This is a genomic window from Bacillus sp. TH22 (assembly GCF_016651015.1).
Taxonomy (GTDB): domain Bacteria; phylum Bacillota; class Bacilli; order Bacillales; family Bacillaceae_G; genus Bacillus_A; species Bacillus_A mycoides.
This window is the reverse complement of record NZ_JAEKER010000001.1, coordinates 3,771,255-3,794,063: the sequence shown is the minus strand read 5'-3', so window position 1 is coordinate 3,794,063 and position 22,809 is coordinate 3,771,255. Positions and strand designations below refer to the sequence as shown.

Below are 22,809 nucleotides of genomic sequence, written 5' to 3'. Positions count from 1 at the left end.
TTTCACTCTTTCTCATAATTTGATACACTAAAACTAGTCTCTAGGAAAGGAAGGCTTTACATGATATATCCTTACAAAGAAAAAAATCCGAAAATTGCGAGTAGTGCTTTTATCGCTGACTATGTTACCATTACAGGCGATGTGACAATTGGCGAAGAATCTAGCATTTGGTTTAATACAGTCATCCGCGGTGATGTATCACCAACGATAATTGGAAATAGAGTAAATGTACAAGATCAATGTACACTTCACCAAAGCCCCCAGTATCCTCTTATTTTAGAAGATGACGTTACCGTTGGGCATCAAGTTATTTTACATAGCTGCAAAATTGAAAAAGATGCTTTAATCGGAATGGGATCTATCATATTAGATGGCGCTGAAATTGGTGAAGGAGCTTTCATTGGTGCTGGTAGTCTCGTTTCACAAGGAAAGAAAATCCCTCCTAATACGTTAGCTTTCGGTCGCCCTGCGAAGGTCATTCGCGAATTAACAGAAGAAGACCGTAAAGATATGGAACGTATCCGCACACAATACGTTGAAAAAGGACAATATTATAAATCGTTACAAAAGTGATTTTATCGCTGCCATAAGACTGGCAGCTTTTTTTATGAAAAAATCTAACTTTTTCTTTACAAAACCTTATTATCCCCTCAATAAAATCTTATTAAAATAGAAGTTAATAACTCCATATATATGTAAATGAGGGAGGAAAAATCTCATGAAGGTCAGTGGACTATATAAAATAGAATGTTACATCTTCAAAGGAATTAATCGCTACTTTGATCAAAAAACATTAAACATCTTTTTCAGCAATATTACCCATATCGGTGGTGCAAGTTTTTCCATTGCACTTACCCTATTCTTTTTAATTTTCGCAACAGGGAATTTGCATCAAGCTGCAATTGCAACTGCTATTTCTTTAACAATTAGCCATATTCCTGTGCAAATATTAAAAAGATGGTATCCACGAAAACGTCCTTATTTAACAATTCAAGATGCGAAATATCCAGTACAGCCTTTAAAAGATCATTCTTTTCCATCCGGACATACAACGGCTGTTTTCTCTGTCCTCATTCCATTTATTTGCTATAATCCAAACTTGCTTGCTTTTCTATTACCGTTAGCATTATGCGTCGGTATTTCCCGTATTTATTTAGGGCTTCATTATCCGTCAGATGTATTTGTAGGCATGTGCCTTGGCATTTGCTCTGGCATCATCTCTTTTTATCAACTCATTCCACTCATGTAAAGGAGCGATATGATGAGAGTCGCCATATTTACCGATACATTTACACCACAAGTCAACGGTGTGGCGAAAACTTTGGAACGTTTAACTAAATATTTTCAAAAAGAAAATATCGCCTATTCTGTTTTCGCCCCTCAGCATACGGCAGAAGATAATTTCGTAGCGAATGTGAACAAAATGAGAAGTATCCCGTTAACAATATTATATCCAGAATGTCGCTTTTCCTTTCCTACTCCGCGCATTAAGCGGGAACTTCTTGCCTTTAAACCTGATATCATTCACATCGCTACGCCTTTCAATATGGGGATTTGTGGGTTATATTATGCCAAAAAGTTAAATATCCCAGTTGTCGGTTCTTATCATACTGATTTTGACGCCTATTTACGCTATTACAAAATCGAATTTCTCTCCAATATGCTATGGAACTATTTAAGGTGGTTTCATAGTCATATGCAAAAAAACTTTGTTCCTTCTCCTGAAACATTACATCAATTAAAGAAAAAAGGATTTCAACAGCTCTATATTTGGGGACGTGGTGTAGATTGTACTCTCTTTCATCCAACTTACAATAAAGACCTATTCCGAAAAAAATATAATATTACAGCGAAATATATTCTTTCCTACGTCGGGCGCCTTGCTCCTGAAAAAGATATCGATACTCTTCAAACACTTATTCAAACGACAAACAAAGAACGTGACGATATTCATTGGCTCATCGCTGGAGACGGGCCTCTAGCAACAAATTTGCGTGAGGCTGTTCCGAAAACAAATGTCACTTTTACTGGATATTTACAAGGTACGGATTTAGCTGAAGCATATGCTTGTTCTCATATGATGGTATTTCCATCAGCTACTGAAACGTTCGGAAATGTCGTACTTGAATCATTTGCATGCGGTACACCTGTCATCGGAGCAAATAGTGGCGGGGTTAAAAATATTATTACAGATGGAAAAACGGGAATTCTTTGTCCACCAAAAGATACAGATTCCTTTCTATCCTCCATCAATTCTTTATTGCAAAATGAAGAGCAGCTTATGCAAATGGGCATAGCAGCTTCGTCTTATGCTAAATCAAAAAGCTGGGATGAGATCTTTCGTGGCTTACTTGACCAATATGAAGAAGTCCTTCAGCACACTGCATCAGAATTACTCGCTTAAACAGAAAAACTCCCTTCCAAAAAACGAAGGGAGTTTATTACACAGTTATAAATTTTAGTTTAATAAATGATACATAAGGTGAAATATCATTTTATTCCTATATTCATTATAACAAAAAGATACATAACTAAACAGACTTGTAATAAAAACCCATAAAAATTAATATATGGTTATACAGTATTTTTTACTGTATGGTGATTTTAAGAATCCCCTTAAAATCAACTTACTCACATACCTTTATACAGCAATTGTTCCCCAATTTCTGTATATCAAAAAACCTTTCATTCATTTGAAAGGTCTTTTTGAGCCTGCACATATTCTTCTTTCGTATTCACATTTATAAACCAATCTACATTCGCTTGTACATCTTCACCAGCAATATATTTCACATTACATTGTGATAAAAGCTGGCCCATACTTCTTTTTTCTTCTTGAAGCAAAGCATAAATCTTTTCTTTCACGCGGTTATTATACGCTGCAAGTAACGGTTGTTTTCTTCCATTAATAATAGGGACAACAGCATCATATTCATCGCTCGTTTGCTCTAATAAAATGGTAATCCATTCATTTGAAACGTTCGGTGCATCACAAGGCATGATAATATACCAATCTGAATCTATGTATTCCATTCCTGACACTATTCCAGCAAGTGGCCCATTTCCTTTATAGTGCGACATATCTTCTATAACTGGAACTTGTACTAATTGCTCTACTCTCTCTTTTATATCAGTATGACTAATAACAACAACATCTTGCAAAATACTTTCCATTACTTGCACAATATGCTCAATAAAAGTACTCTCTTTCCAGCCTACTAACGCTTTCGACTCACCGAATCGGCTCGACATACCTCCTGCTAATACAATTCCAGCACACTTACTCATTGGCGATGCAGCTCAAATGTAATATGACCTAATTCCGGTAAAATTAATTTATTCATTGCAAGGCGAACTGCTCCGCTAGATCCTGGCATCGAAAAGACAACTTTCCTTCCAATAGTACCGCCAATTGCTCGACTTAACATCGCAGCGCTTCCGATATCTTCTAAATAACTAATCATACGGAACAACTCACCAAATCCAACAATTTCTTTATCTAATAACACTGAAACTGCCTCAATCGTTACATCACGTTTCGTAATACCAGTTCCGCCATTCGTTAACACGACATCAACATCTTCCCTATGATAACCAGCTAACACAGCCTGCTGGATACTTTCTTTATCATCTTTCACAATTTCATAAGAGGTCACTTTATGTCCTGCTTCTTTTAATAATTCATGTAATAGTTGTCCGCTCTTATCTGTCTCTTCCGTACGTGTATCGGAAATCGTCACGATTTTGCAGCGCACTTCTTTTGGAGCTTGTTTTTTATGTTCAGTTACGCTCATGTCTCATCTTTCCCTCCTAAAAATTTCCCTTCACTTTATTATACGTATCTTTATACTGTTACAAGTAAAAAAATAAAAATTGTGACCCTATCTTAATAATGACTTCCTTAAGATCCTAAGAATAAAATCCAAATAATTAAAACTGTTACAATTAAGTAAAATAATTACTTTTATTGATAGAAATAGCCATTCCCCTTAAATTCATTAACCATATATCTATTTAAACTACACACTTAGAGAATCATTTTTTATCTTACATAAAAATAGTTTGGATAACAAATATCAGTAGCATTTTATTAATCAACAATAAAAAGATGGTCGAGTCAATACCCTAACCATCTCTAAGTGTCTTTCTCAAATTTTACCATTAACCTTCTCTAATAATTTCTAATTTTCCATCTAAAAATATCTCCTAAGCGAGAATTCAACTTCGGTTCACGAACCACCTAACGCATTAAGTAGAGCCCCTAAAATTCCCACCATATTAGTCAATAGTTTATTTAGATTAATAAAAACTATAGTTATAATCCCTAATAATACAAGCGCTATTACTCTTGTTACAATATTAAATATATTTATTTCAAAATACCCCCTTCAAAAATTGACTTTACACACTTTAAATTAACATACCGTTTTTTAGACTTCACATTCCTAATTATTACTAAAAACACGTCCATATTCCTGGTATAAACTAAAATGAGTAAAAATATATAGTTGAAAATATTTTGAATGTTATAATTAATCGCAACATATTTTCTCATCATAGAAAATCTTGTTTTCAAACATATTAATTCTTAATAAGGAGCTTAAATTACTATGGAACTTTATAAAAAATTAACAACAACATTCATTCTCTTATTTGTTGCTTCCATCACTGTCGGCTTTTCCTTAAAAAGCGCGATTCCATATGCTACATTAGTGAGTATTATATTCGCAACGCTATTTTTACTGAGCAGTGCTTTTTACGCAGGAAAAGCACACCAACTGAAAGGGTGACCGTCTATGTTCCGTAAGAAACCACACCTTTGTAAATCATGTGAAAAGGAAATACAAACGTATGAAAAAGCGTGGATTCATATGCCATTTCCGGCAAGTGGGATGACAAATATGAAGAAGTATATTGAGCTAGACGGGGAAGTTTATTGTAGTTCTTGCATTCAAGTAGTAAATAAAGTGAAACTTTAATCAGTGGGGATTTTGTTCTTCCCCACTGATTATTAGTTGAACCAATCGGGCTTTTACAGGCAGTTAGCCTCCTACATAACTTTTTTGCTTTACAGCCGAATTTTAAAATGGGAGGCTTACTGCCCGTTAATGCGGGATAAAACCAAATAAAAAAAGCTTTGCGACACGCGCAAAGCTTTTTTTTCATATATTATAGACCAGCTTGCTCTTTTAAAGTAGCTGCTTTGTCTGTACGTTCCCATGTAAGATCTACATCAGTACGTCCGAAGTGGCCGTAAGCTGCTGTTTGTTTGTAAATTGGGCGACGTAAGTCTAGCATTTTAATAATACCAGCTGGGCGAAGATCGAAGTTGTTACGAACTAGTTCTACTAATACGTCTTCAGATACTTTACCAGTGCCTAATGTATCAACTGAAATTGATACTGGTTGTGCTACGCCAATTGCGTATGCAAGTTGTACTTCTGCTTTGTCAGCAAGACCAGCTGCTACGATGTTTTTCGCAACATAACGAGCTGCATATGCTGCAGAACGGTCAACTTTCGTTGCATCTTTACCAGAGAATGCACCACCGCCATGGCGAGCGTATCCACCGTAAGTATCAACGATGATTTTACGTCCTGTTAAACCAGCATCACCTTGTGGTCCACCAATTACGAAGCGGCCAGTTGGGTTAATGAAGAATTTCGTTTCTCCATCCATTAATTCTGCTGGAACTACAGCTTTAATTACGTGCTCTTTTAAATCGCGATCGATTTCTTCCCACGTAACATCTGGATGATGTTGTGTAGAAATTACAATTGTATCCACACGTACAGGTTTACCATTTTCATCATACTCAACTGTAACTTGCGTTTTTCCATCCGGACGTAAGTATGATAATGTGTCATCTTTACGTACTTCAGTTAAACGACGAGCTAATTTGTGAGCAAGCGAGATTGGAAGTGGCATTAATTCTTGTGTTTCATTACATGCGAAGCCAAACATTAAACCTTGGTCTCCCGCACCAATTGCCTCAATCTCAGCGTCAGTCATTTGACCTTCGCGTGCTTCTAGTGCTTGGTCAACACCCATAGCGATGTCAGCAGATTGCTCATCGATAGATGTTAAAACTGCACAAGTTTCTGCATCGAATCCGTATTTTGCGCGTGTGTAACCAATGCCTTGAATTGTTTCACGAACGATTTTTGGAATATCTACGTAAGTAGAAGTCGTAATTTCCCCCGCTACCAATACTAAACCAGTTGTTACAGTTGTTTCACAAGCTACACGTGCATTTGCGTCCTTTGCTAAGATCGCATCTAAAATTGAATCAGAAATTTGGTCACAAATTTTATCTGGATGTCCTTCAGTTACAGACTCAGATGTGAACAGATGACGTTTTTTTGTCATGTGGTAAACCTCCCTACAGTAATTGTATATATTGTACGGAACTCATCCTTAATTTGCCACAAACTGCGACATACATTTATTCTCCCACACAAGCATACAGAAAAACCTTTCCTACTTAACATAGAGGAAAGGTTTAATTTGCTACTTGCATACTGCTTTTTGCCCTTTGCTCTTATCGTTCGAGACCGTTAGCCTCGCACAGGTTTTAGCACCTATTCACCTGTATTTACCACTACAAATGAGGTTGCTGGGCTTCATCGGGCCTGTCCCTCCGCCAGCTCGGGATAAGAGAGTATCCGTCCCAATCTATACTAAAGAAATGATATTCATTTGTCAATTAATATTCACATTTTCCTGAAAGTTTTTCTCAATACCCATAGAATGAAATATTAATAGGGAAATGATACATTCACACAAACAAAAATAAATAAATAGTATACATTATTTATATAATTGTGTTATACTATTGATGGGGATTACGAGAAATATTTCATTAAATGAAAAGGATGGTATATAAATATGAGTACTGTGAATGTCCAAATTGGTTTACATGAATTATTGAACGGAAGCAATGCACAGATTCAATTAAGTGTTCCGCAATTAGTGGAAAAAGTATTAATGCGAAACGAAGGGAAATTAACTTCTACTGGTGCCGTTTCTGCTTCAACAGGAAAATACACAGGACGTTCTCCTAAGGATAAATTTATTGTGAAGGAAGCATCGGTTGCTGACAAAATTGCTTGGGGAGCCGTGAACCAACCGATCTCTGAAGAACATTTTAATAAATTATATATAAAAGTTTTAGAATACTTAAAAGAAAAAGAAGAGTTATTCATCTTCAAAGGATTTGCTGGCGCTGATCGCAACTATCGCCTACCAATTCAAGTTGTTAACGAATATGCATGGCATAATTTGTTCGTACATCAATTGTTTATTCGTCCAAATGAAGAAGAATTAGCAACTCACGAATCAGAGTTCACAATTGTTTCTGCACCAAACTTCAAAGCAGATCCAGCAATTGACGGTACAAATTCTGAAGCATTCATTATGGTTTCATTCGAAAAACGTATCGTACTAATCGGTGGTACAGAATATGCTGGAGAAATGAAAAAATCAATCTTCTCTATTATGAACTTCTTACTACCTGAACAAGACATTCTTTCTATGCACTGCTCTTCAAACGTAGGCGAAGAAGGCGACGTAGCACTATTCTTCGGTTTATCTGGAACAGGCAAAACAACATTATCTGCTGATCCAAACCGTAAATTAATCGGTGACGATGAGCACGGTTGGTCTGATAACGGCGTATTCAATATTGAAGGCGGTTGCTATGCAAAATGTGTAAACCTTTCTCATGAAAAAGAACCACAAATCTTCGATGCAATCAAATTTGGTTCAGTTTTAGAAAACGTTGTCATTGATGGTCAAACACGCATCGCTGACTATAACGATACTACTTTAACAGAAAATACACGTGCTGCATACCCTATGCATGCGATTGACAATATCGTACTGCCAAGTGTTGCAGGACATCCAAATACAATTATTTTCTTAACTGCTGATGCATCTGGCGTATTGCCTCCAATCAGTAAGTTATCAAAAGAACAAGCTATGTACCATTTCTTAAGCGGTTACACTAGTAAGCTAGCAGGAACAGAGCGCGGTGTTACATCTCCGCAAGCTACATTCTCTACTTGCTTCGGTTCACCGTTCTTACCGCTTGATGCATCTCGTTATGCTGAAATGCTTGGTGAAAAAATCGAGAAACATGACGCAAAAGTATTCTTAGTAAACACTGGCTGGACTGGTGGCGAATATGGCGTTGGTAAACGTATGAACTTAGGTTACACTCGTGCAATGATTCAAGCAGCACTAAGCGGTGAACTTGCTAAGGCTGAAACTGCAAAACACGACATCTTTGGCCTTGAAGTACCTCGTCACGTTCCAGGTGTACCTGACGAAGTATTAATGCCTGAACAAACTTGGGCTGATAAAGATGCTTACAAAGTGAAAGCAATTGAGCTTGCAAACGAATTTAAAGAAAACTTCAAAAAATTCGATAGCGTTTCTGAAGATATTATTAACTTAGGCGGTCCAATCGCTTAGGTTAAAATTTTCTGTTGGAATAACCCTTTTACTCATATGAATAAGTGTTGTGTAACCGTAAAGTTCCGCGTACTCACCGACAAAACCCAATGCGGCTTAACGGTTACACACACTTACATAAAAAAGAAGCTTACGTTTTCCGCGTAAGCTTCTTTCTATATATTCTTTAATTTACTCACATACAAATCACAGCTTCGAACACACAAACTATTCCCCACTTACTACATCCTTCTAGTTTCACACCGCATGGGACTAAAAAAGGATCTGACCGCTTCTATCCATCGCCAGATCCTCTATTCCAACTTAAAACTTCCCAAGCCCAATTTTCAATTTACATACTCGGATTTCCATACATACAAACCACGGCTTCGAACATATAACCTATTTTCCCACTCACTACATCCTTCTGGTTTCACACCGCATGGGGCTAAAAAAGGCCCTAACCGCTTCTATCCACCGCTGGATCCTCTATTCCATCTAAAAAGAGGCTTTTCATCTTTTTCAGCCCTTCGTTAATTCTTCCTCATCCTTCATACTATAATACCCTAAATTAATAACGATTAAGAAATAACCACCCAGAATACCTACTGCAAATGCCCACATTACCATATGATGCTCAATTTCGTACATGATAATAGCACCCAAAATTGCAGCTGCAAAGCGATTAAACATACCAAGCGTCGGTGCTTTCGTCTTCTTTACTATACTATCTCCAAGCTTTTCGATACGCCTTCCTAAAATCCAAACACAATACATGCTTACAATAAGTCCAATTCCTGCACCTAGAAAATGTGCTGAAAACGGTGTTAACATCCAGCCTAATAACAGAATACCTAGTAGATAATATGATTGAACTTTAAACGATTTTAATGACAAACTAATCATGCTGTACTCCCCCTCAATGTTTTTTCTATTTATCCAACAAAAGCTGTATAACTCATTTCTTTCGAGTCCATACTACTTAAAATCTATTTCATTCAAATTAAAAACAACATAAACGGTATGTTTATGTTGTTAAAATGCTTTTAGGAAATAATATTATACAAGATTTTTAATATAGAATCCCTCATAAATGTGACGTTTTTCAAAACATTTTCGTCCAATTATGAAAAAATTGATATCAATCTATGAACATACGGATATGATGTAATAAGCACATAAATAAAGGGGGCGTCTAATGATTTATTTTTTAATGGCTCTCATTCATCTCATTGTTCCTGCACTTATTGGACTTTCCTTGTATTGGTACACGAAAAAACATAGTATTTTCTATGCTGTCCTCGGTGTTCTTCTTCCAGGAATTATTCTAATTACACTCTTCCGCATTCCTTTTCTTAATTTAATCCCACTTATTACTGCCATTTTATTCCTCGTATTTTTACCAAAAATAAAAAAATAGGAAAGCAGATCATAGGTGATCTGTTTTCCTATTTTGATATAGGTTCTTGCACGATAGAATGCGCTTCTACTTTCTCTGATTTCACAAACCATAGACCGAAGAAAATGATCATTCCACCGATTATTTGTTGTAACGATACATATTCATTTGCCCATACTGCTGCAAATAAAACCGCTACGAGCGGCGTAATATACATATATACCATCGTATGTGATGCTCCAATTTTTTGAACACCAACATACCACATGACTAAACCAAATACTGTTACAAAGAAAATAGAATATAGTAAAGCAAACAATGTCATTCCGTGTATAATGTGAAATGGCATGACAAATACATGTGGGCCACTTAACAATAAGAGCGGAATCGCTCCAACTAATGTCGACCATGCAGTAACACGTAATGCTGAGTATTTTTTAATAAGCGGCCCTGCTAAAACGGGATAAAGTCCCCAACATATTGATGTAATAAGTCCAATCCCATTTCCGTAGAAAGAACTAGCGAGTGAATGCCCCGCTACTAAAACTAATGTAGCACCAATAAAGGCAATCATGGAACCAACTAACTTTCGAGAAGAAAATTTTTCTTGTTTCAAGAAAATCGCAAATACAGTTGTAAAAATAGGTGAAATAGATATGAGTAAAGAAGCATTTGTAGCGGATGTGTATTTTACAGTTTCCATAAATAACGTTTGATACAGTACAATACCTACAACGCTAACGATGATTAATCTTGGTATATCTTTTCGCTCCATATAAAGTGACTTTTCGATAAAGAACGTAAGTAATAACAGTAGTGGTGCTGCTGTCATCATTCGAACTGCAGTAAACTCAATTGCTGTAAATTCTAAAAGTCCATATTTCGCAATCGTATAGTTAATCCCCCAAATAATAACGACACTTAAAATTAATAACTCAATTCCCCATCTTTTCATGCGCAACCCCCTCCGCAAAGAGAATTATACAGAAAATTCAACTATATGTACATTTCATTATGTGAAAAAATCCATAAGAAAAAGGAGCATATTATATACTCCTTCTCTCTTCATTATACTCGAACATGTAACTTCATATTCGGATTATAAAACTGGCTTGGGCTCTTCAGCTGGAAAGTCCCTCCAACTTCATGCCAATCAACTGTTAATTTATCATCCATAAATACAAGCTTTGTGCGATCTGCAATAAAGTTTAGTACGCTTGATTCGATATCTACATCGCGCTCATCTTTCTCTGAAACGGCTACTAAATCAATAATCCCGCTCATAACACAACCGCAACCTTCATTATCATAAAATAACTTTATATATTTCGTTTCACTTGGAATCGTATCCATAATCTTTTTATATGCTGCCTCTGTTACAGTAACGTACATGTGTTAACCTACATCCTCTCTTCTCGTATCATTTATATATTGTACCACCATTTTTCTCGAATCTTATATGCAGAAAATTAAGACTACTATAAAATATATGTGATAAAGTGAAACTTTAATCAGGGAGGTATCCATCCCCCTCTGATTATTAGCCCTCGCCAATCAGGCTTTTACGGGCAGCCCGACTCCCACCTAACTTCTTTGTCCCAGCTTAATTTGGAGGTGGGAGTCTTACTACCTGCTAACGCGGGATAAATCAATTTAAAAAAACATCACTTTTGATTAAGTGATGTTTTCTATTTATCTCTTACACTATCATTAAATCGGCAACATAATCTCAACAGTCGTTCCAACTCCAACTTCACTTTCAAAGTTCAATTTACCGTGGTGATCTTTAATAATTTTTTCCGTAACTACTAATCCTAAGCCTGTTCCAGTTTCTTTCGTTGTGTAAAAAGCTTCATTTAGCTTCGGAATTTTATCTTTCGGAATGCCGCATCCCTCATCTATAATTTGAACAATGATCACATCTTCCACTATAACTTTTACAGTAATAGTTCCGCCAACTGACATTGCTTCAATCGCATTTTTTATTAAATTAAAAAATACTTGTTTCAATCGTTTTTCCTCACATGTAATTGATGGTATATCTTTACTATAAATAGCATGCATTTTTATCCCTTGTTCTAAAGCTGGCTTTTCCATAACCCTGATAACATAAGAGATGATTTCTTTAATATTATGCGTTTCGGATTCTACCGATTTAGATTTCTCAAACCCATTTAGTTCTGTAGCAATTGTATGAATTCGCTCTACTTCCTGTCTCATAATTTCACTATAAATTTTATCTTCTGGATATTTTTTCGCTTGCTTATTCACAAGTTTTTTCAATTTTTCTAACGGTCTTCTAATCTTATCGCCAATTACTGTCGCCATTTTTCCAACCATTGCTAATTTCTCTACATTTCGTATTTCTTTATCCATCATTTCAAGTGTACGAACGTAAGATTGGAATCTTAAAAATATAATCCAACATATAATAACAAACACGCTATATAATGCTATTGGGATAAGAACAATAAAGGATTGAACAACGAATCCCATAAGTGCATATTTTCCAACAATAGTTCCGGCAACTAACCAAAAGTACCTCTTATTCACAAATATCGGTGCAAATAAAATAAAGAATCCTTCTACTATATTCCCGCCATCAAATTCCGCATCACTTCCGTAATAAATAATGAAGTTATGAATAAAATCCAATATATTATAGCCAATTAAAATAATATACTTCACAATATACGGCTTTTTCCATTTCATAAAATAAAATCCTATAAAGAATAATCCAACCATCAAACTATATAGCCATAAACCTAATCCTTCTCCAAAAGCATCTGCTAGTTTTTGATTTTCATCTGATAAAAGGACAATAATTTTTTCAGCAAAATCATACGCAAAAAATATAACGAAGAATAAGCTTAAAAATATTATTAATGCCTTTATCTCTTCTTTTTCAAATATATTGCCTTTTTCCATATGATAACTCCTTTAACAACACCTCTTAATCTTGTGTCACATTACGCTCACATTTTTTCGGGAGCAGTATTTCTACTCTCGTTCCTTTCTTTACTTCACTAGAAATGTGTAATTCTCCAAGATGCTCTGTCACAATTCGCTCTGCTACCGTAAGACCTAATCCAATTCTATCTTGCTTCGTTGTATAAAAAGCATCCTTAACTCGTCCTAAATTATCCTTTTTTATCCCAAAACCACTATCTACTATACTTACTATTACATAATCTCTTTTTTTATTTTCAACTTGTATTTTTAATGTTCCGCCATGTTCCATTGCCTCTAAAGCATTTTTAATAACATACAAAAATACTCCTTTTAATTTGCGTTTATCACATTCAATTTCACTTCTATTTTTCTCTTCATTAAAGGTGCAATTTATATTTAACTCATTCATTTTCCCGCGCATGTTTTCTACCGCTTGTACTAAAACATCACTTACAATGTGTTTTTCATAAACAGAAGGTTTACATGCAGCAATCTCCATTAATTCACTAATCATATTATTCATATTTTCGATTTCGAGAATCATTTGTTCATATGTTGCATCTTTTTCGTGTTTCTCTTTTTGTAATTGCGTAAACCCTTTTAGTGAAGCAAGTGGGTTTTTAATTTCATGTCCGACTGTCGCTGCCATTTTTCCGATAACCGCCAATTTTTGTGACTGACTTGCCTCTGCAATACGTCCCTTTACTGCTGAAAGATATTGTAAAAATCGATTTAAAATAATAAATGACACGAAAAGTAACACCATATTTATAACAAGAGACATAAACAGGTTAAGTTCTCCAAATACAAATAGGTATATCATATATTTCCCTATAAGGAATGGAGCTAAGACAAATAAATATTTTTTACTCAAAAAGATCGGTACGAAGAAAATGAAAATATATTCAATTACATTCCCTTCATCAAATGCTATTGTATTATGAAAAGCATACCATCCAATATTAAAAGTCTCTGCGATCATGTATGCAAATAAATATGTATATTTAACTAAATATGCTTTTTCTCTCTCAAATAAGTAAACACTAATACCTAATATAGCCATAATATATGCAAGCTTCCATATCCCTTTATGCCAATTTGCTAAAGGCATTGTATCTTCTAATATAATCGCGTATGCAACCTCGTATACAATTAAAATAACATGTATTACCCATAAGAAAATCTTAGCGTTTTTCTTTTCTTCTTTAGCTGATAGAAAACTCTCTTCCACTTCAACACCCCTTCAAAAGAATACCATTTATTATAATAAATGATTTTCATAGACAAACAAAGATAAATTGAACAAATGAGGAAAATCAATCCATAGATAATATACTTCCCCACACCATATGTAAGCATAAAAACCATGAACAATAATACGTATAATATGGGAGGTGCTTTATATGGACGGTCGTGAAAATAAGAAGATAGAACAGTTACAATCCTTTACGAAAAACAATGAAGGAAAAGAGATGACAACGAATACAGGTGTCAAAATTTCAAATGATGAAAACTCTTTAACCGCCGGCGATCGTGGTCCTACACTTTTAGAAGATTTCCTGATGCGAGAAAAACTCGCTCATTTTGACCGTGAACGAATTCCTGAAAGAGTCGTTCATGCCCGCGGTTACGGAGCACATGGTGTTTTTGAGCTATATGATTCTTTAGAAGACTTAACAATGGCTCATTTTTTACAAGACCCATCTAAAAAGACACCTATTTTTATTCGTTTTTCTGAAGTTGCTGGATCAAAAGGTGCAAATGAAACGAACCGAGATGTACGAGGATTCGCTGTTAAGTTTTATACAGAGGAAGGAAATTTCGATTTAGTGGGTAATAACATTCCGATTTTCTTCATTCAAGATGGTATTAAATTTCCGGATCTTATTCATGCGCTTAAACCAGAGCCACATAATGAGATTCCCCAAGGGCAAACAGCACATGATACTTTTTGGGACTTTATCGCCAATAATCAAGAATCAGCTGCGATGATGATGTGGATTATGTCAGATCGCACAATTCCGAGAAGTTTTCGAATGATGCAAGGATTCGGCGTTCATACATTTCGCTTAGTTAACAAACAAGGAAAGTCACGATTCGTAAAATTCCACTGGAAGCCAAAGCTTGGCGTTCACTCGTTAATTTGGGATGAAGCTCAAAAACTAGGCGGCGCTGATCCAGATTATCATCGCCGTGATTTATGGGAAAATATTAATGCCGGAAACTATCCTGAGTACGAACTTGGCGTTCAAATTTTAGAAGAAGAGGATGAATTTAAATACGATTTCGATATATTAGATGCAACAAAAATTTGGCCGGAAGAAGACTTCCCTGTTAAGATCATCGGAAGAATGACGTTAAACCGAAACGTTGATAACGTATTTGCGGAAACAGAACAAGTCGCACTGCACCCTGGAAGCATCGTCCGCGGTATCGATTTTACAAATGATCCTCTCTTACAAGGTAGACTATTTTCTTATACAGATACACAATTAGCACGCGTCGGTACAAACTATCAAGAGTTACCGATTAATCGTCCGGTATGTCCTTTTCATAACAATCAAAGAGATGGTGCGTCTAAATATATAATTGATAAAGGAAAAGTCGCTTACCATAATAACTCTTTAGCTAATAACTCTCCCTTTACTGTACCTGGTACGAAAGGCGGTTTCGTTACATATCCTTCTACTGTTTCTGGACATAAAACAAGAGAAACAGCCGCTAGTTTTAAAGACCATTTCTCACAAGCCCGTTTATTTTGGAATAGTATGAGCCACGTCGAAAAAATCCATATTATGCAGGCCTTTTCCTTTGAATTAGGAAAAGTAAAAAGTAAATCAGTTCGCCAACAAGTCGTAGGTATGATTGGTCATATAAGTACAGAATTAGCTACTTTAGTAGCTGAAGCAGTCGGGGCAACAGTGCCAAATGTTCAAGAATCAAATGTTACAAAATCCTCACCAGCACTAAGTATGGAACATACAACATTCAGCCCAAATACATTACGAGTAGGCGTCATTGTCGCAAACGGATATGACGGTCAAAACGCACAATATATTATAAATCAATTCAAACAAGCCGGTCTTCAGCCCGTTATTATTTCCGAACGATTAGGTTTTGTGCAAGGCTCTCAAAATGGACAGTGGGAAGTGAATGATACTTTCTTAACAGGATCACCACTTCTTTATGATGGGCTACTTCTTATTGGCGGAAATATTAATGATCATTTTCTTAACAAGGCAAGTTCATTCGTCGTAGAATCGTATAATCACTTTAAGCCAATTGGCGCTTTCCAAAATGGAACTACTATTGTTCAATCTTTAAACATCGAAGGAAAACCTGGCGTTATAACAGAACAAAATCCTACCTTACTTGCGAATGAATTTATTCAGGCAATGACAAAACAGCGATTTTGGGAAAGAGCCTATTAAAATACATGAGGAGGATACGTCATGTTCGTTACAGTGGAAAAAGATGTACACATTTTTGTGCAAGATATGAACCCAGGTCCTGACAGTAAAACTGTTTTCTTTGTACACGGCTGGCCTTTAAATCACCAAATGTTTCAATATCAATTCAATGTTTTACCACAGCACGGTTTTCGCTGCGTCGCTATGGACATTCGCGGAAACGGGCAATCTGATAAACCATGGACTGGTTACACTTATGATCGTTTAGCTGATGATATCGCAATTGTATTAGAAGCACTTCAAATAGAAAATGCTACGTTAGTCGGCTTCTCAGTCGGTGGCGCTCTCTCTATTCGGTATATGTCACGATATAATGGTCGTCGTATTTCCAAACTTGCATTAGTGGATGCTGTCTCTCCTTCTTTCGTGAAAAACCAAGAATCCCCTTACGGCGTACCGAAAGAACAAGCAGATGCTCTGATTGCTCAAATGTATGCAAATTTGCCTAAATTTCTTAATGATGTATCTTTATCATTTTTTAATAGAAACTTAGGAGCTGCCACGTTAGAATGGTTTTCTTATCTCGGTATGCAGTCCGCTTCTTATGCTCTCATCAAAATTTTGCAAGCTGCTGCAAACGAAGACGTAACGAAGGACTTGAGTAAAATTAACGTCCCAACAAAAATATTCCACGGTGTTCACGACCAACTCATCCCTTATAAAAGTGCTGAGCTAACAAAAGAGCGAATTAAAAACTCTGAACTATATCCTCTTACAAATAGTGGCCACGGCTCTCCAATCGATCAAGCGGATGAATTAAATAAGGGACTAATAAAATTTTTAAATTCATAGTTCCTTTACAGTAAAAAAAGAATTTTCCCTTACGGCAAATTCTTTTTTCTTAACTACCTTTTGCACGAGCAAATTCCACATATGACTTATTCTTCTCTTCCATTAAAAATAAAACGATAATGCGGAAAAAATGAAGAGTTGGAACAATTGTCATACAAAGAATAGATAAAAAATAAACACGCTCATCGTTAAACGCATAAATACTAACAACTCGAAATCCTGTCTGTTTATAAATCCATACAACAAATAATTGCAAACTAAAAATTAATAACAAATCTGGAACTGATTCTAGTGAACTACTCGCCACTTAGCAAAGCTTGAAGTGGGAGCTTCTCAGTTCCACGACGAAAGTACCCTTTCGTCTCCCTGAGCGTTACTTCGGGGTGTTCCACCCCTAGATGTCCAACGCTTGGACGCTCTTTTAGTACGGTTGATATTTTACGCAGGAACCGAATGGCTTGGTTTTCGCACTCTATTTTCTTCCTGCAACCTCATATATCAAGTTATCAAAGAACTTCATATAGCTAGTTTATCAAAAGTTTTTGGCTATGCCAAACCGAAATTCATCTCCCACCTACCGTTGGGCTACGCCCTTCACACGCTTGAGGAAGGAGAATTCTTTCGGGGAATTAGTTAAAATTAAACAAATTGTCCAATTATATACTAGGTGAAAAATTCACATACTTCTCACAAATCAATTATTAAAACGACTCTATTTTAATTTATACTAAATGTACAAGTAATACTCCCTAAACCTAGCTTGTCTGGTTATCCCGTTAAATACTATGAAAAAAGAACTTGTATCGTATACAAGTTCTTTTTTGTCGCCTATTTAAATAATATATCCTTACTATATTGCTTTCCGATGAGTAAGTCATATTGAATAAACTCATATTGCTTTAACATTTCTTTTTGTTTTTCTGTTAAATTTTTTATTACTTCTCCGTCTTTTCCTATCTTCAATTCATCACGAAGTACGGGAATTTCTTCATATAACTTCGATAAAAATTGATAGAACGGTACCTTATTTAATCCAGCATAATCAAAGACAAGATTTGAAAAATAGATTGGACTTACTAAACCTAAATTGTCATTTGGCATATCAAAATTTGCATACATTAATAACGGCGTTTGCGCCATCGCTAATCGTTCACTTGGCGTTTTTTCATTTGTTATATAACCAGTCTCTTTATAAAGAGATTTATTTGTTCCTAGTGATGGGAGATGGTCCCCAAAAAATACTAATAATGTAGGTCTATCTAAATTATCTAGCTCCTCTATTAAATACTGAAGAGCTTCATCTGAACGTCTTAGCCCTTCTGTATAAGTCTCTAATTCAGCCTTCGACTCTTCATTTTCTAATCCACTAATCTCTATTTGATTTTCACCAAATCTTCCTTCTGTAAATGGAAAATGATTTTGCATCGTAACTGCATGAACAAACGTAGGTTTCTTTTGCTTCTCTAATTCAGCTATTATCTCTTTACTCATAGATAGATCGCTAATATAATCTCCATCAACTTCTACATTTTCCATCGTATCTTGTGCATTAAACTTATCAAATCCTAACACTTTATATACATCATCCCGTTTAAAGAATGAGCGACCGAACGAATGAATTGCACTTGTATAATACCCTTCTTTTTTCAATGCTCGAGGAATTGATGGAATTTCTTTCTTATTTGTAACGACTTGCTGATATGGTATTGAGCCTGGTTTTAACAAACTCATTGAATAACTCGTTAATGCCTCAAATTCAACATTTGCAGTATTTCCTCCAAATGCAGGAGAAATAGTTTGTCCACCAGGAAAACTTTCTATATAATGATGCAAATTAGGTAAAGGATCTTCACTAAAGGACAGGTTCGTTAACTTCGTTGGATCCCAAAACGATTCACTCATTACAAAAATAATATTCGGTTTCTCTTTTTGCTTCTGCGCCCCTATATTGCTACTATATTGTTTCTTTATATCGTTTGCTATTTGAAGCATATTTTCTTTTGAATAATCTTTCGGCTTTTCAATGACTGTCGTATCTAAATTACTTATAAATCCTAGCACAAAACCATTTGAAGCATAATTTTCATTTTGATTCCACAAAACGAACTCTATACCTGACTTTTGAAACCATTTATTCATAAACGTATTCGTAAAATTACCATACACATATAAAATAAAAACGGATCCTATTATAAATAGAACTCGTACGCCTGCATGAACTTTTACATTTTGAATATACTTCCTCACATACATCCCCGCCAAAATACAGACAACAACACTTACAATAACGAGAAGAATATAACCCCAACTAAAATAATCCATCACCATTGGTATAACAGATTGCATATGTCCAATCTGTGTAAAATCAGAAGGATATAGTGGGTCTCCCCTAAAAATAATTTTGAAGTGATTTACAATAGCCAAAATGATTAGCAAAATGCTTGTCAAAATAGTACTCAAAAAAACTTTCCCAAGCACGTTATACACCAAAACATATATCGCATAAATTACAATTAAACTAAATATAAACTGTGCGTTATAATTGTAAATCCAATTCAGTGTATTTACGAGATTCATATTATTTTGCGTGAAAATAAAAAGCAAAGTAACCACATGCGCTACTAAAAACATTCTAATATAAATCCTAATAATCCGTTTGAATTTATTAACAATATCTTTATTCAAATGCGCAACATACAATAGTACAATCCACATCAAAATTGTCATTATACTTAAGACAATTATTTGATTTAACATATCTTTCATCGTATCTAAACTAAAATATTTTAAAATCAAGAAAAGTGTGGGTATTACATATAGGGTTACTAGACCACTTAACATCGCTGAAATTAATATACTTCTTCTTGGCTGATGAAATGAAAAATCACACCTCAATTCATTCCCTCTTTTCTGTTTATTAATTTCACCCCGCACCGTAAAAACAGTTTCTATTAAGATAACATACTTCATGCATTTCGTCTTCACACTGGATTCTACTATAACTGTAGTTTCTTAATTCTCCCTTAATCAATAGTTAATTTTTGGAATGCTAACTATTCATTCTTAAAAAACTAAATTCCTTCATTCCACTTTATGATATAATAACTATGTTTTGGAAAACCTTAATACTAATAGGGTTTTATCATGAAAATACGAAAGAAACAATAAAAAAGGAGATGCTCATTTTTGCTAAATAAGTTTAAAAATCTACCTAAAGCGGTATATGCAATTTTGGCGCTTTCTTTCCTACTGCACGTTTTTTGTCTAGTAAAACAGCCAGGATTAGATGGAGAGTTAGTCAAAGTAACATATGGTGCAAATGATGCCTTTAACTATTCGTTAACAGCTGAACAATTATTAAAACATGGTGTATTTGGCTATGTTTATTTAGAACCTAGTGAAGTGCCTGGAAAAAATGCATATATCACACCAGGTCAGCCGCTATTATTAGCTGGTGCTATGATTATTTCTGATGTTACATCACTTCCTTACTATTACGTAGCAACTGTTATTAATATGATACTAAACCTTTGCACAGTGTTATTAGTATTCTTAATAGGGAAAGAGTTATTTGAAAAGAATATTTATGGAATTGTTGCGAGTATTTTATATGCTATTTATCCAAGTAACTATACATACTTCCGTACATTACTAACAGAAGTTCCTTCAATATTCTTATTATCGTTAAGCGTGTATGTATTTGTTCTCGCATGGAAATACAATAAAGCAAAATTCCATATATGGTTTGGAATTGTCGTTTCCATTTTACTTATGTTCCGCCCAAATCCAGCTCCAATGATGCTCATTCCTGTTCTTGTCGTCTTGTTCACATATGGATTTAAAGACTCCATTCGAATTGGATTATTATGGTTCATTGGCCCGTTCTTTATTATCGGTGCCTGGGTTGTTCGTAACTATTTAGCGTTCAATCAATTTATCTTATTCTCAACCCAAGGTGCGGACCCATTAATTGCCGGTGCAGATCCATTTAACAAAATTGGCTATGAAAATGTAGTTAACCAAATGAAAGCCCAGGGCTTAGATGATAAAAATGCATACGCAAAAGATTTAATCAAAAATGGATTTAAAACGGACTTCACATATTGGTTCTCTTGGTTCACTGTCGGTAAAACAATTGAGTTATTCAAAACAGCTCCTGCTGTAGACCAATACCGTATTCATAACTTTATACAAATGTGTCATAGAGTCTTTATCATCGGTACATTCTTGAGCAGTTTCTGCTTCATGCTAAATTCATTTAAGCATAAGCGCGTTATGATGCTAGTAGCAAGTTCTGTTATTTACATCATCTTCTCAAACTTATTCTTAGCAATTAATCGCTACGGATTTTTCATTAACCCTCTTATGTGCTTAATTCTTGCATACGGGTTAGTTTACGCTGTGCAGAAGCTTCCATTTTTCCGCACTAGCCAAGCATAATAAAAAAGAGGTCGTCCAAAAATGATATGATCCCCTTATAGTAGACAGGAAAAAGAAAGCACATTAACCTGTTTACTATGGAGGGGATTTTTTCATGGGAAAAATTAGAGTCACTTACGATGTAGAATTTAAGAAACAAGCTATAGATTTATACTTAATAGAAGGCATGAGCTATAAAACCATTGCGAAAGAATTAGGTATTCATCACTCGGTTGTAAGTCGTTGGGTGAAACACTTTGAAGCTGAAGGAATCAAAGGACTAGAAGAAAAACGCGGTAAAGCGAAAGGACCAGGTTTAGGTAGACCAAGGGTTAGACCCGAAGATCCTGAAGCTAAGATCAGACGATTAGAAGCGGAAAATGAAATGTTAAAAAAGCTCTTAGGGATGTAAAAGGAGGAATGAAAGTCGTATCCAAAATAAAAAAATTCGAAGTCATCCATGAAATGACAAAAACAGGTTATACAGTGACCATTCTATGCGATATTGCTGGTGTAACCAGAAGTGGGTACTACAAATGGATAAAACGGCATACGACGCCTTCAAAAAAACAATCAGAGGATATCGAAATTAAGAAAAAGATATTGAAGTGTCATAAAAAATTAAGAGGAATTTATGGATATAGAAGAATACAAGTGTGGCTGAAAGCCACATATAACCTTCATTTGAATCATAAACGCATCCAAAGATTGATGAGTGAACTAGGTATCAAAGCCGTAATTAGGAAAAAACGACCTTATTACGGAAAAAAAGAAGCTTATGTGATTTCAGAGAACCATCTAAATAGGGAGTTTCAAGCTTCAAAACCGAATGAGAAATGGGTAACCGATATTACCTATTTGATTTTCAATGGACAGCGCTTGTACTTATCCGCTATTAAGGATTTATACAATAATGAAATTGTTGCCTATGAAACCAGTCGTAGAAACGACTTAAAACTTGTGTTAGATACACTTAAAAAGGCAAAGAAAAAACGAAATGTGAAGGGAATCCTCTTACATAGTGATCAAGGGTCCCAGTATACATCTCGTCAATATAATCAATTACTTAAAAAATATCAGATGAAGGCAAGTATGTCTCGAAGAGGCAACTGTTGGGATAATGCTTGTATGGAAAACTTCTTCAGTCACTTTAAGGCAGAGTGTTTTCATTTACACTCCTTCCATAAAGCGAATGAGGTCAAACTTGCCGTGCGTAAATATATGTACTTTTATAATCATCAAAGATTTCAAAAGAAATTAAATAACCTGAGTCCATATAAATATAGAACTCAGGTTGCTTAGTTGCGCTTTTTTAATACTGTC

General features: G+C 35.2%; 22 protein-coding genes and 1 riboswitch. Of the genes, 12 read left to right on the top strand and 10 right to left on the bottom strand.

Annotated elements, in window-relative coordinates; translation table 11 throughout:
- The first annotated feature begins 60 nt into the window (after positions 1–60).
- The 3 genes from JFU18_RS19310 to JFU18_RS19300 all read left to right on the top strand — a co-directional run bounded on the left by JFU18_RS19310 (position 61) and on the right by JFU18_RS19300 (position 2,404).
- Positions 61–573 carry a gamma carbonic anhydrase gene (locus JFU18_RS19310; protein WP_002015678.1) on the top strand — a complete coding sequence of 171 codons (513 nt, stop codon included), beginning with the start codon at positions 61–63 and terminating at the stop codon, positions 571–573.
- A 145-nt stretch (positions 574–718) separates the two neighbouring features.
- Positions 719–1,249: a phosphatase PAP2 family protein gene (locus tag JFU18_RS19305; RefSeq protein ID WP_085312572.1), complete on the top strand. Its 531-nt coding sequence runs from the start codon at positions 719–721 to the stop codon at positions 1,247–1,249.
- Positions 1,250–1,261: 12 nt separating this feature from the next.
- Positions 1,262–2,404, top strand: a complete 1,143-nt coding sequence (locus JFU18_RS19300; protein WP_085312573.1) for a glycosyltransferase family 4 protein — start codon at positions 1,262–1,264, stop codon at positions 2,402–2,404.
- Between the two features lie 281 nt (positions 2,405–2,685).
- On the opposite strand, the gene JFU18_RS19295 is transcribed toward JFU18_RS19300, so the two are convergent.
- Together JFU18_RS19295 and JFU18_RS19290 are read right to left on the bottom strand one after the other, a co-directional pair.
- The gene (locus tag JFU18_RS19295) at positions 2,686–3,288 is read right to left on the bottom strand and encodes a molybdenum cofactor guanylyltransferase (protein WP_085312574.1); all 603 of its coding nucleotides are present in this window, start codon (positions 3,286–3,288) and stop codon (positions 2,686–2,688) included.
- Complete coding sequence (locus tag JFU18_RS19290; protein WP_085312575.1) at positions 3,285–3,794, bottom strand: MogA/MoaB family molybdenum cofactor biosynthesis protein; 510 nt, start codon at positions 3,792–3,794, stop codon at positions 3,285–3,287. Before JFU18_RS19290 ends, JFU18_RS19295 begins: the two co-directional genes overlap by 4 nt.
- Positions 3,795–4,610: 816 nt before the next feature.
- Between JFU18_RS19290 and JFU18_RS19285 the strand changes: the two genes are divergently transcribed.
- Both JFU18_RS19285 and JFU18_RS19280 read left to right on the top strand, forming a co-directional pair.
- A complete protein-coding gene (locus tag JFU18_RS19285; protein WP_201034396.1) occupies positions 4,611–4,790 on the top strand; it encodes a hypothetical protein in 180 nt (59 codons plus the stop codon).
- A 6-nt stretch (positions 4,791–4,796) separates the two neighbouring features.
- Positions 4,797–4,979: a hypothetical protein gene (locus tag JFU18_RS19280; protein WP_201031940.1), complete on the top strand. Its 183-nt coding sequence runs from the start codon at positions 4,797–4,799 to the stop codon at positions 4,977–4,979.
- Positions 4,980–5,169: 190 nt separating this feature from the next.
- On the opposite strand, the gene metK is transcribed toward JFU18_RS19280, so the two are convergent.
- Positions 5,170–6,369, bottom strand: a complete 1,200-nt coding sequence (gene metK, locus JFU18_RS19275) for a methionine adenosyltransferase (RefSeq protein ID WP_002015707.1) — start codon at positions 6,367–6,369, stop codon at positions 5,170–5,172.
- Between the two features lie 169 nt (positions 6,370–6,538).
- Positions 6,539–6,660, bottom strand: a riboswitch (SAM riboswitch).
- Positions 6,661–6,888: 228 nt separating this feature from the next.
- On the opposite strand from metK, the gene pckA reads away from it, so the two are divergent.
- Entirely contained in the window at positions 6,889–8,475 is a 1,587-nt protein-coding gene (pckA, locus tag JFU18_RS19270; RefSeq protein WP_201034397.1) for a phosphoenolpyruvate carboxykinase (ATP), read from the top strand.
- Positions 8,476–8,976: 501 nt separating this feature from the next.
- On the opposite strand, the gene JFU18_RS19265 is transcribed toward pckA, so the two are convergent.
- On the bottom strand, positions 8,977–9,360 hold the full coding sequence (locus tag JFU18_RS19265) for an ATP synthase subunit I (protein WP_002129542.1): 384 nt from the start codon (positions 9,358–9,360) through the stop codon (positions 8,977–8,979).
- A gap of 292 nt (positions 9,361–9,652) precedes the next feature.
- On the opposite strand from JFU18_RS19265, the gene JFU18_RS19260 reads away from it, so the two are divergent.
- Positions 9,653–9,874: a hypothetical protein gene (locus JFU18_RS19260; protein ID WP_002034446.1), complete on the top strand. Its 222-nt coding sequence runs from the start codon at positions 9,653–9,655 to the stop codon at positions 9,872–9,874.
- A gap of 28 nt (positions 9,875–9,902) precedes the next feature.
- On the opposite strand, the gene JFU18_RS19255 is transcribed toward JFU18_RS19260, so the two are convergent.
- The 4 genes from JFU18_RS19255 to JFU18_RS19240 form a co-directional block, all read right to left on the bottom strand.
- Entirely contained in the window at positions 9,903–10,808 is a 906-nt protein-coding gene (locus JFU18_RS19255; protein ID WP_201031942.1) for a DMT family transporter, read from the bottom strand.
- Between the two features lie 113 nt (positions 10,809–10,921).
- Positions 10,922–11,245, bottom strand: a complete 324-nt coding sequence (locus tag JFU18_RS19250) for an iron-sulfur cluster biosynthesis family protein (RefSeq protein ID WP_002089124.1) — start codon at positions 11,243–11,245, stop codon at positions 10,922–10,924.
- A 318-nt stretch (positions 11,246–11,563) separates the two neighbouring features.
- Entirely contained in the window at positions 11,564–12,781 is a 1,218-nt protein-coding gene (locus tag JFU18_RS19245; protein ID WP_201031943.1) for an ATP-binding protein, read from the bottom strand.
- A 25-nt stretch (positions 12,782–12,806) separates the two neighbouring features.
- On the bottom strand, positions 12,807–14,036 hold the full coding sequence (locus JFU18_RS19240; protein WP_201034398.1) for an ATP-binding protein: 1,230 nt from the start codon (positions 14,034–14,036) through the stop codon (positions 12,807–12,809).
- A gap of 172 nt (positions 14,037–14,208) precedes the next feature.
- On the opposite strand from JFU18_RS19240, the gene JFU18_RS19235 reads away from it, so the two are divergent.
- Together JFU18_RS19235 and JFU18_RS19230 are read left to right on the top strand one after the other, a co-directional pair.
- Positions 14,209–16,236: a catalase gene (locus JFU18_RS19235; RefSeq protein WP_201034399.1), complete on the top strand. Its 2,028-nt coding sequence runs from the start codon at positions 14,209–14,211 to the stop codon at positions 16,234–16,236.
- A 21-nt stretch (positions 16,237–16,257) separates the two neighbouring features.
- Positions 16,258–17,067 (top strand): alpha/beta fold hydrolase, encoded by an 810-nt coding sequence (locus tag JFU18_RS19230; protein WP_201034400.1) that lies wholly within the window; start codon positions 16,258–16,260, stop codon positions 17,065–17,067.
- A gap of 49 nt (positions 17,068–17,116) precedes the next feature.
- On the opposite strand, the gene JFU18_RS19225 is transcribed toward JFU18_RS19230, so the two are convergent.
- Both JFU18_RS19225 and JFU18_RS19220 read right to left on the bottom strand, forming a co-directional pair.
- Positions 17,117–17,374: a hypothetical protein gene (locus JFU18_RS19225; protein WP_234803722.1), complete on the bottom strand. Its 258-nt coding sequence runs from the start codon at positions 17,372–17,374 to the stop codon at positions 17,117–17,119.
- A gap of 521 nt (positions 17,375–17,895) precedes the next feature.
- Positions 17,896–19,962: an LTA synthase family protein gene (locus tag JFU18_RS19220; RefSeq protein WP_201034401.1), complete on the bottom strand. Its 2,067-nt coding sequence runs from the start codon at positions 19,960–19,962 to the stop codon at positions 17,896–17,898.
- A 291-nt stretch (positions 19,963–20,253) separates the two neighbouring features.
- Here JFU18_RS19220 and JFU18_RS19215 point away from each other — a divergent pair, with 291 nt between their 5' ends.
- The 3 genes from JFU18_RS19215 (at position 20,254) to JFU18_RS19205 (ending at position 22,788) form a co-directional block, all read left to right on the top strand.
- Complete coding sequence (locus JFU18_RS19215) at positions 20,254–21,507, top strand: glycosyltransferase family 39 protein (RefSeq protein WP_060750080.1); 1,254 nt, start codon at positions 20,254–20,256, stop codon at positions 21,505–21,507.
- A gap of 94 nt (positions 21,508–21,601) precedes the next feature.
- Complete coding sequence (locus tag JFU18_RS19210) at positions 21,602–21,898, top strand: transposase (protein ID WP_201031948.1); 297 nt, start codon at positions 21,602–21,604, stop codon at positions 21,896–21,898.
- A gap of 8 nt (positions 21,899–21,906) precedes the next feature.
- Positions 21,907–22,788: an IS3 family transposase gene (locus JFU18_RS19205; protein WP_201031949.1), complete on the top strand. Its 882-nt coding sequence runs from the start codon at positions 21,907–21,909 to the stop codon at positions 22,786–22,788.
- Positions 22,789–22,809 lie beyond the last annotated feature (21 nt).

Bases quoted from the DNA above. Each gene is read 5' to 3' on its own strand.
- JFU18_RS19210 (WP_201031948.1), top strand. From the start codon at position 21,602: ATGGGAAAAATTAGAGTCACTTACGATGTAGAATTTAAGAAACAAGCT.
- JFU18_RS19260 (WP_002034446.1), top strand. From the start codon at position 9,653: ATGATTTATTTTTTAATGGCTCTCATTCATCTCATTGTTCCTGCACTT.
- JFU18_RS19255 (WP_201031942.1), bottom strand. From the start codon at position 10,808: ATGAAAAGATGGGGAATTGAGTTATTAATTTTAAGTGTCGTTATTATT.
- JFU18_RS19245 (WP_201031943.1), bottom strand. From the start codon at position 12,781: ATGGAAAAAGGCAATATATTTGAAAAAGAAGAGATAAAGGCATTAATA.
- JFU18_RS19235 (WP_201034399.1), top strand. From the start codon at position 14,209: ATGGACGGTCGTGAAAATAAGAAGATAGAACAGTTACAATCCTTTACG.
- JFU18_RS19300 (WP_085312573.1), top strand. From the start codon at position 1,262: ATGAGAGTCGCCATATTTACCGATACATTTACACCACAAGTCAACGGT.
- JFU18_RS19250 (WP_002089124.1), bottom strand. From the start codon at position 11,245: ATGTACGTTACTGTAACAGAGGCAGCATATAAAAAGATTATGGATACG.
- JFU18_RS19290 (WP_085312575.1), bottom strand. From the start codon at position 3,794: ATGAGCGTAACTGAACATAAAAAACAAGCTCCAAAAGAAGTGCGCTGC.
- metK (WP_002015707.1), bottom strand. From the start codon at position 6,369: ATGACAAAAAAACGTCATCTGTTCACATCTGAGTCTGTAACTGAAGGA.
- JFU18_RS19310 (WP_002015678.1), top strand. From the start codon at position 61: ATGATATATCCTTACAAAGAAAAAAATCCGAAAATTGCGAGTAGTGCT.
- JFU18_RS19295 (WP_085312574.1), bottom strand. From the start codon at position 3,288: ATGAGTAAGTGTGCTGGAATTGTATTAGCAGGAGGTATGTCGAGCCGA.
- JFU18_RS19265 (WP_002129542.1), bottom strand. From the start codon at position 9,360: ATGATTAGTTTGTCATTAAAATCGTTTAAAGTTCAATCATATTATCTA.
- JFU18_RS19305 (WP_085312572.1), top strand. From the start codon at position 719: ATGAAGGTCAGTGGACTATATAAAATAGAATGTTACATCTTCAAAGGA.
- JFU18_RS19230 (WP_201034400.1), top strand. From the start codon at position 16,258: ATGTTCGTTACAGTGGAAAAAGATGTACACATTTTTGTGCAAGATATG.
- JFU18_RS19280 (WP_201031940.1), top strand. From the start codon at position 4,797: ATGTTCCGTAAGAAACCACACCTTTGTAAATCATGTGAAAAGGAAATA.
- JFU18_RS19285 (WP_201034396.1), top strand. From the start codon at position 4,611: ATGGAACTTTATAAAAAATTAACAACAACATTCATTCTCTTATTTGTT.
- pckA (WP_201034397.1), top strand. From the start codon at position 6,889: ATGAGTACTGTGAATGTCCAAATTGGTTTACATGAATTATTGAACGGA.
- JFU18_RS19205 (WP_201031949.1), top strand. From the start codon at position 21,907: ATGAAAGTCGTATCCAAAATAAAAAAATTCGAAGTCATCCATGAAATG.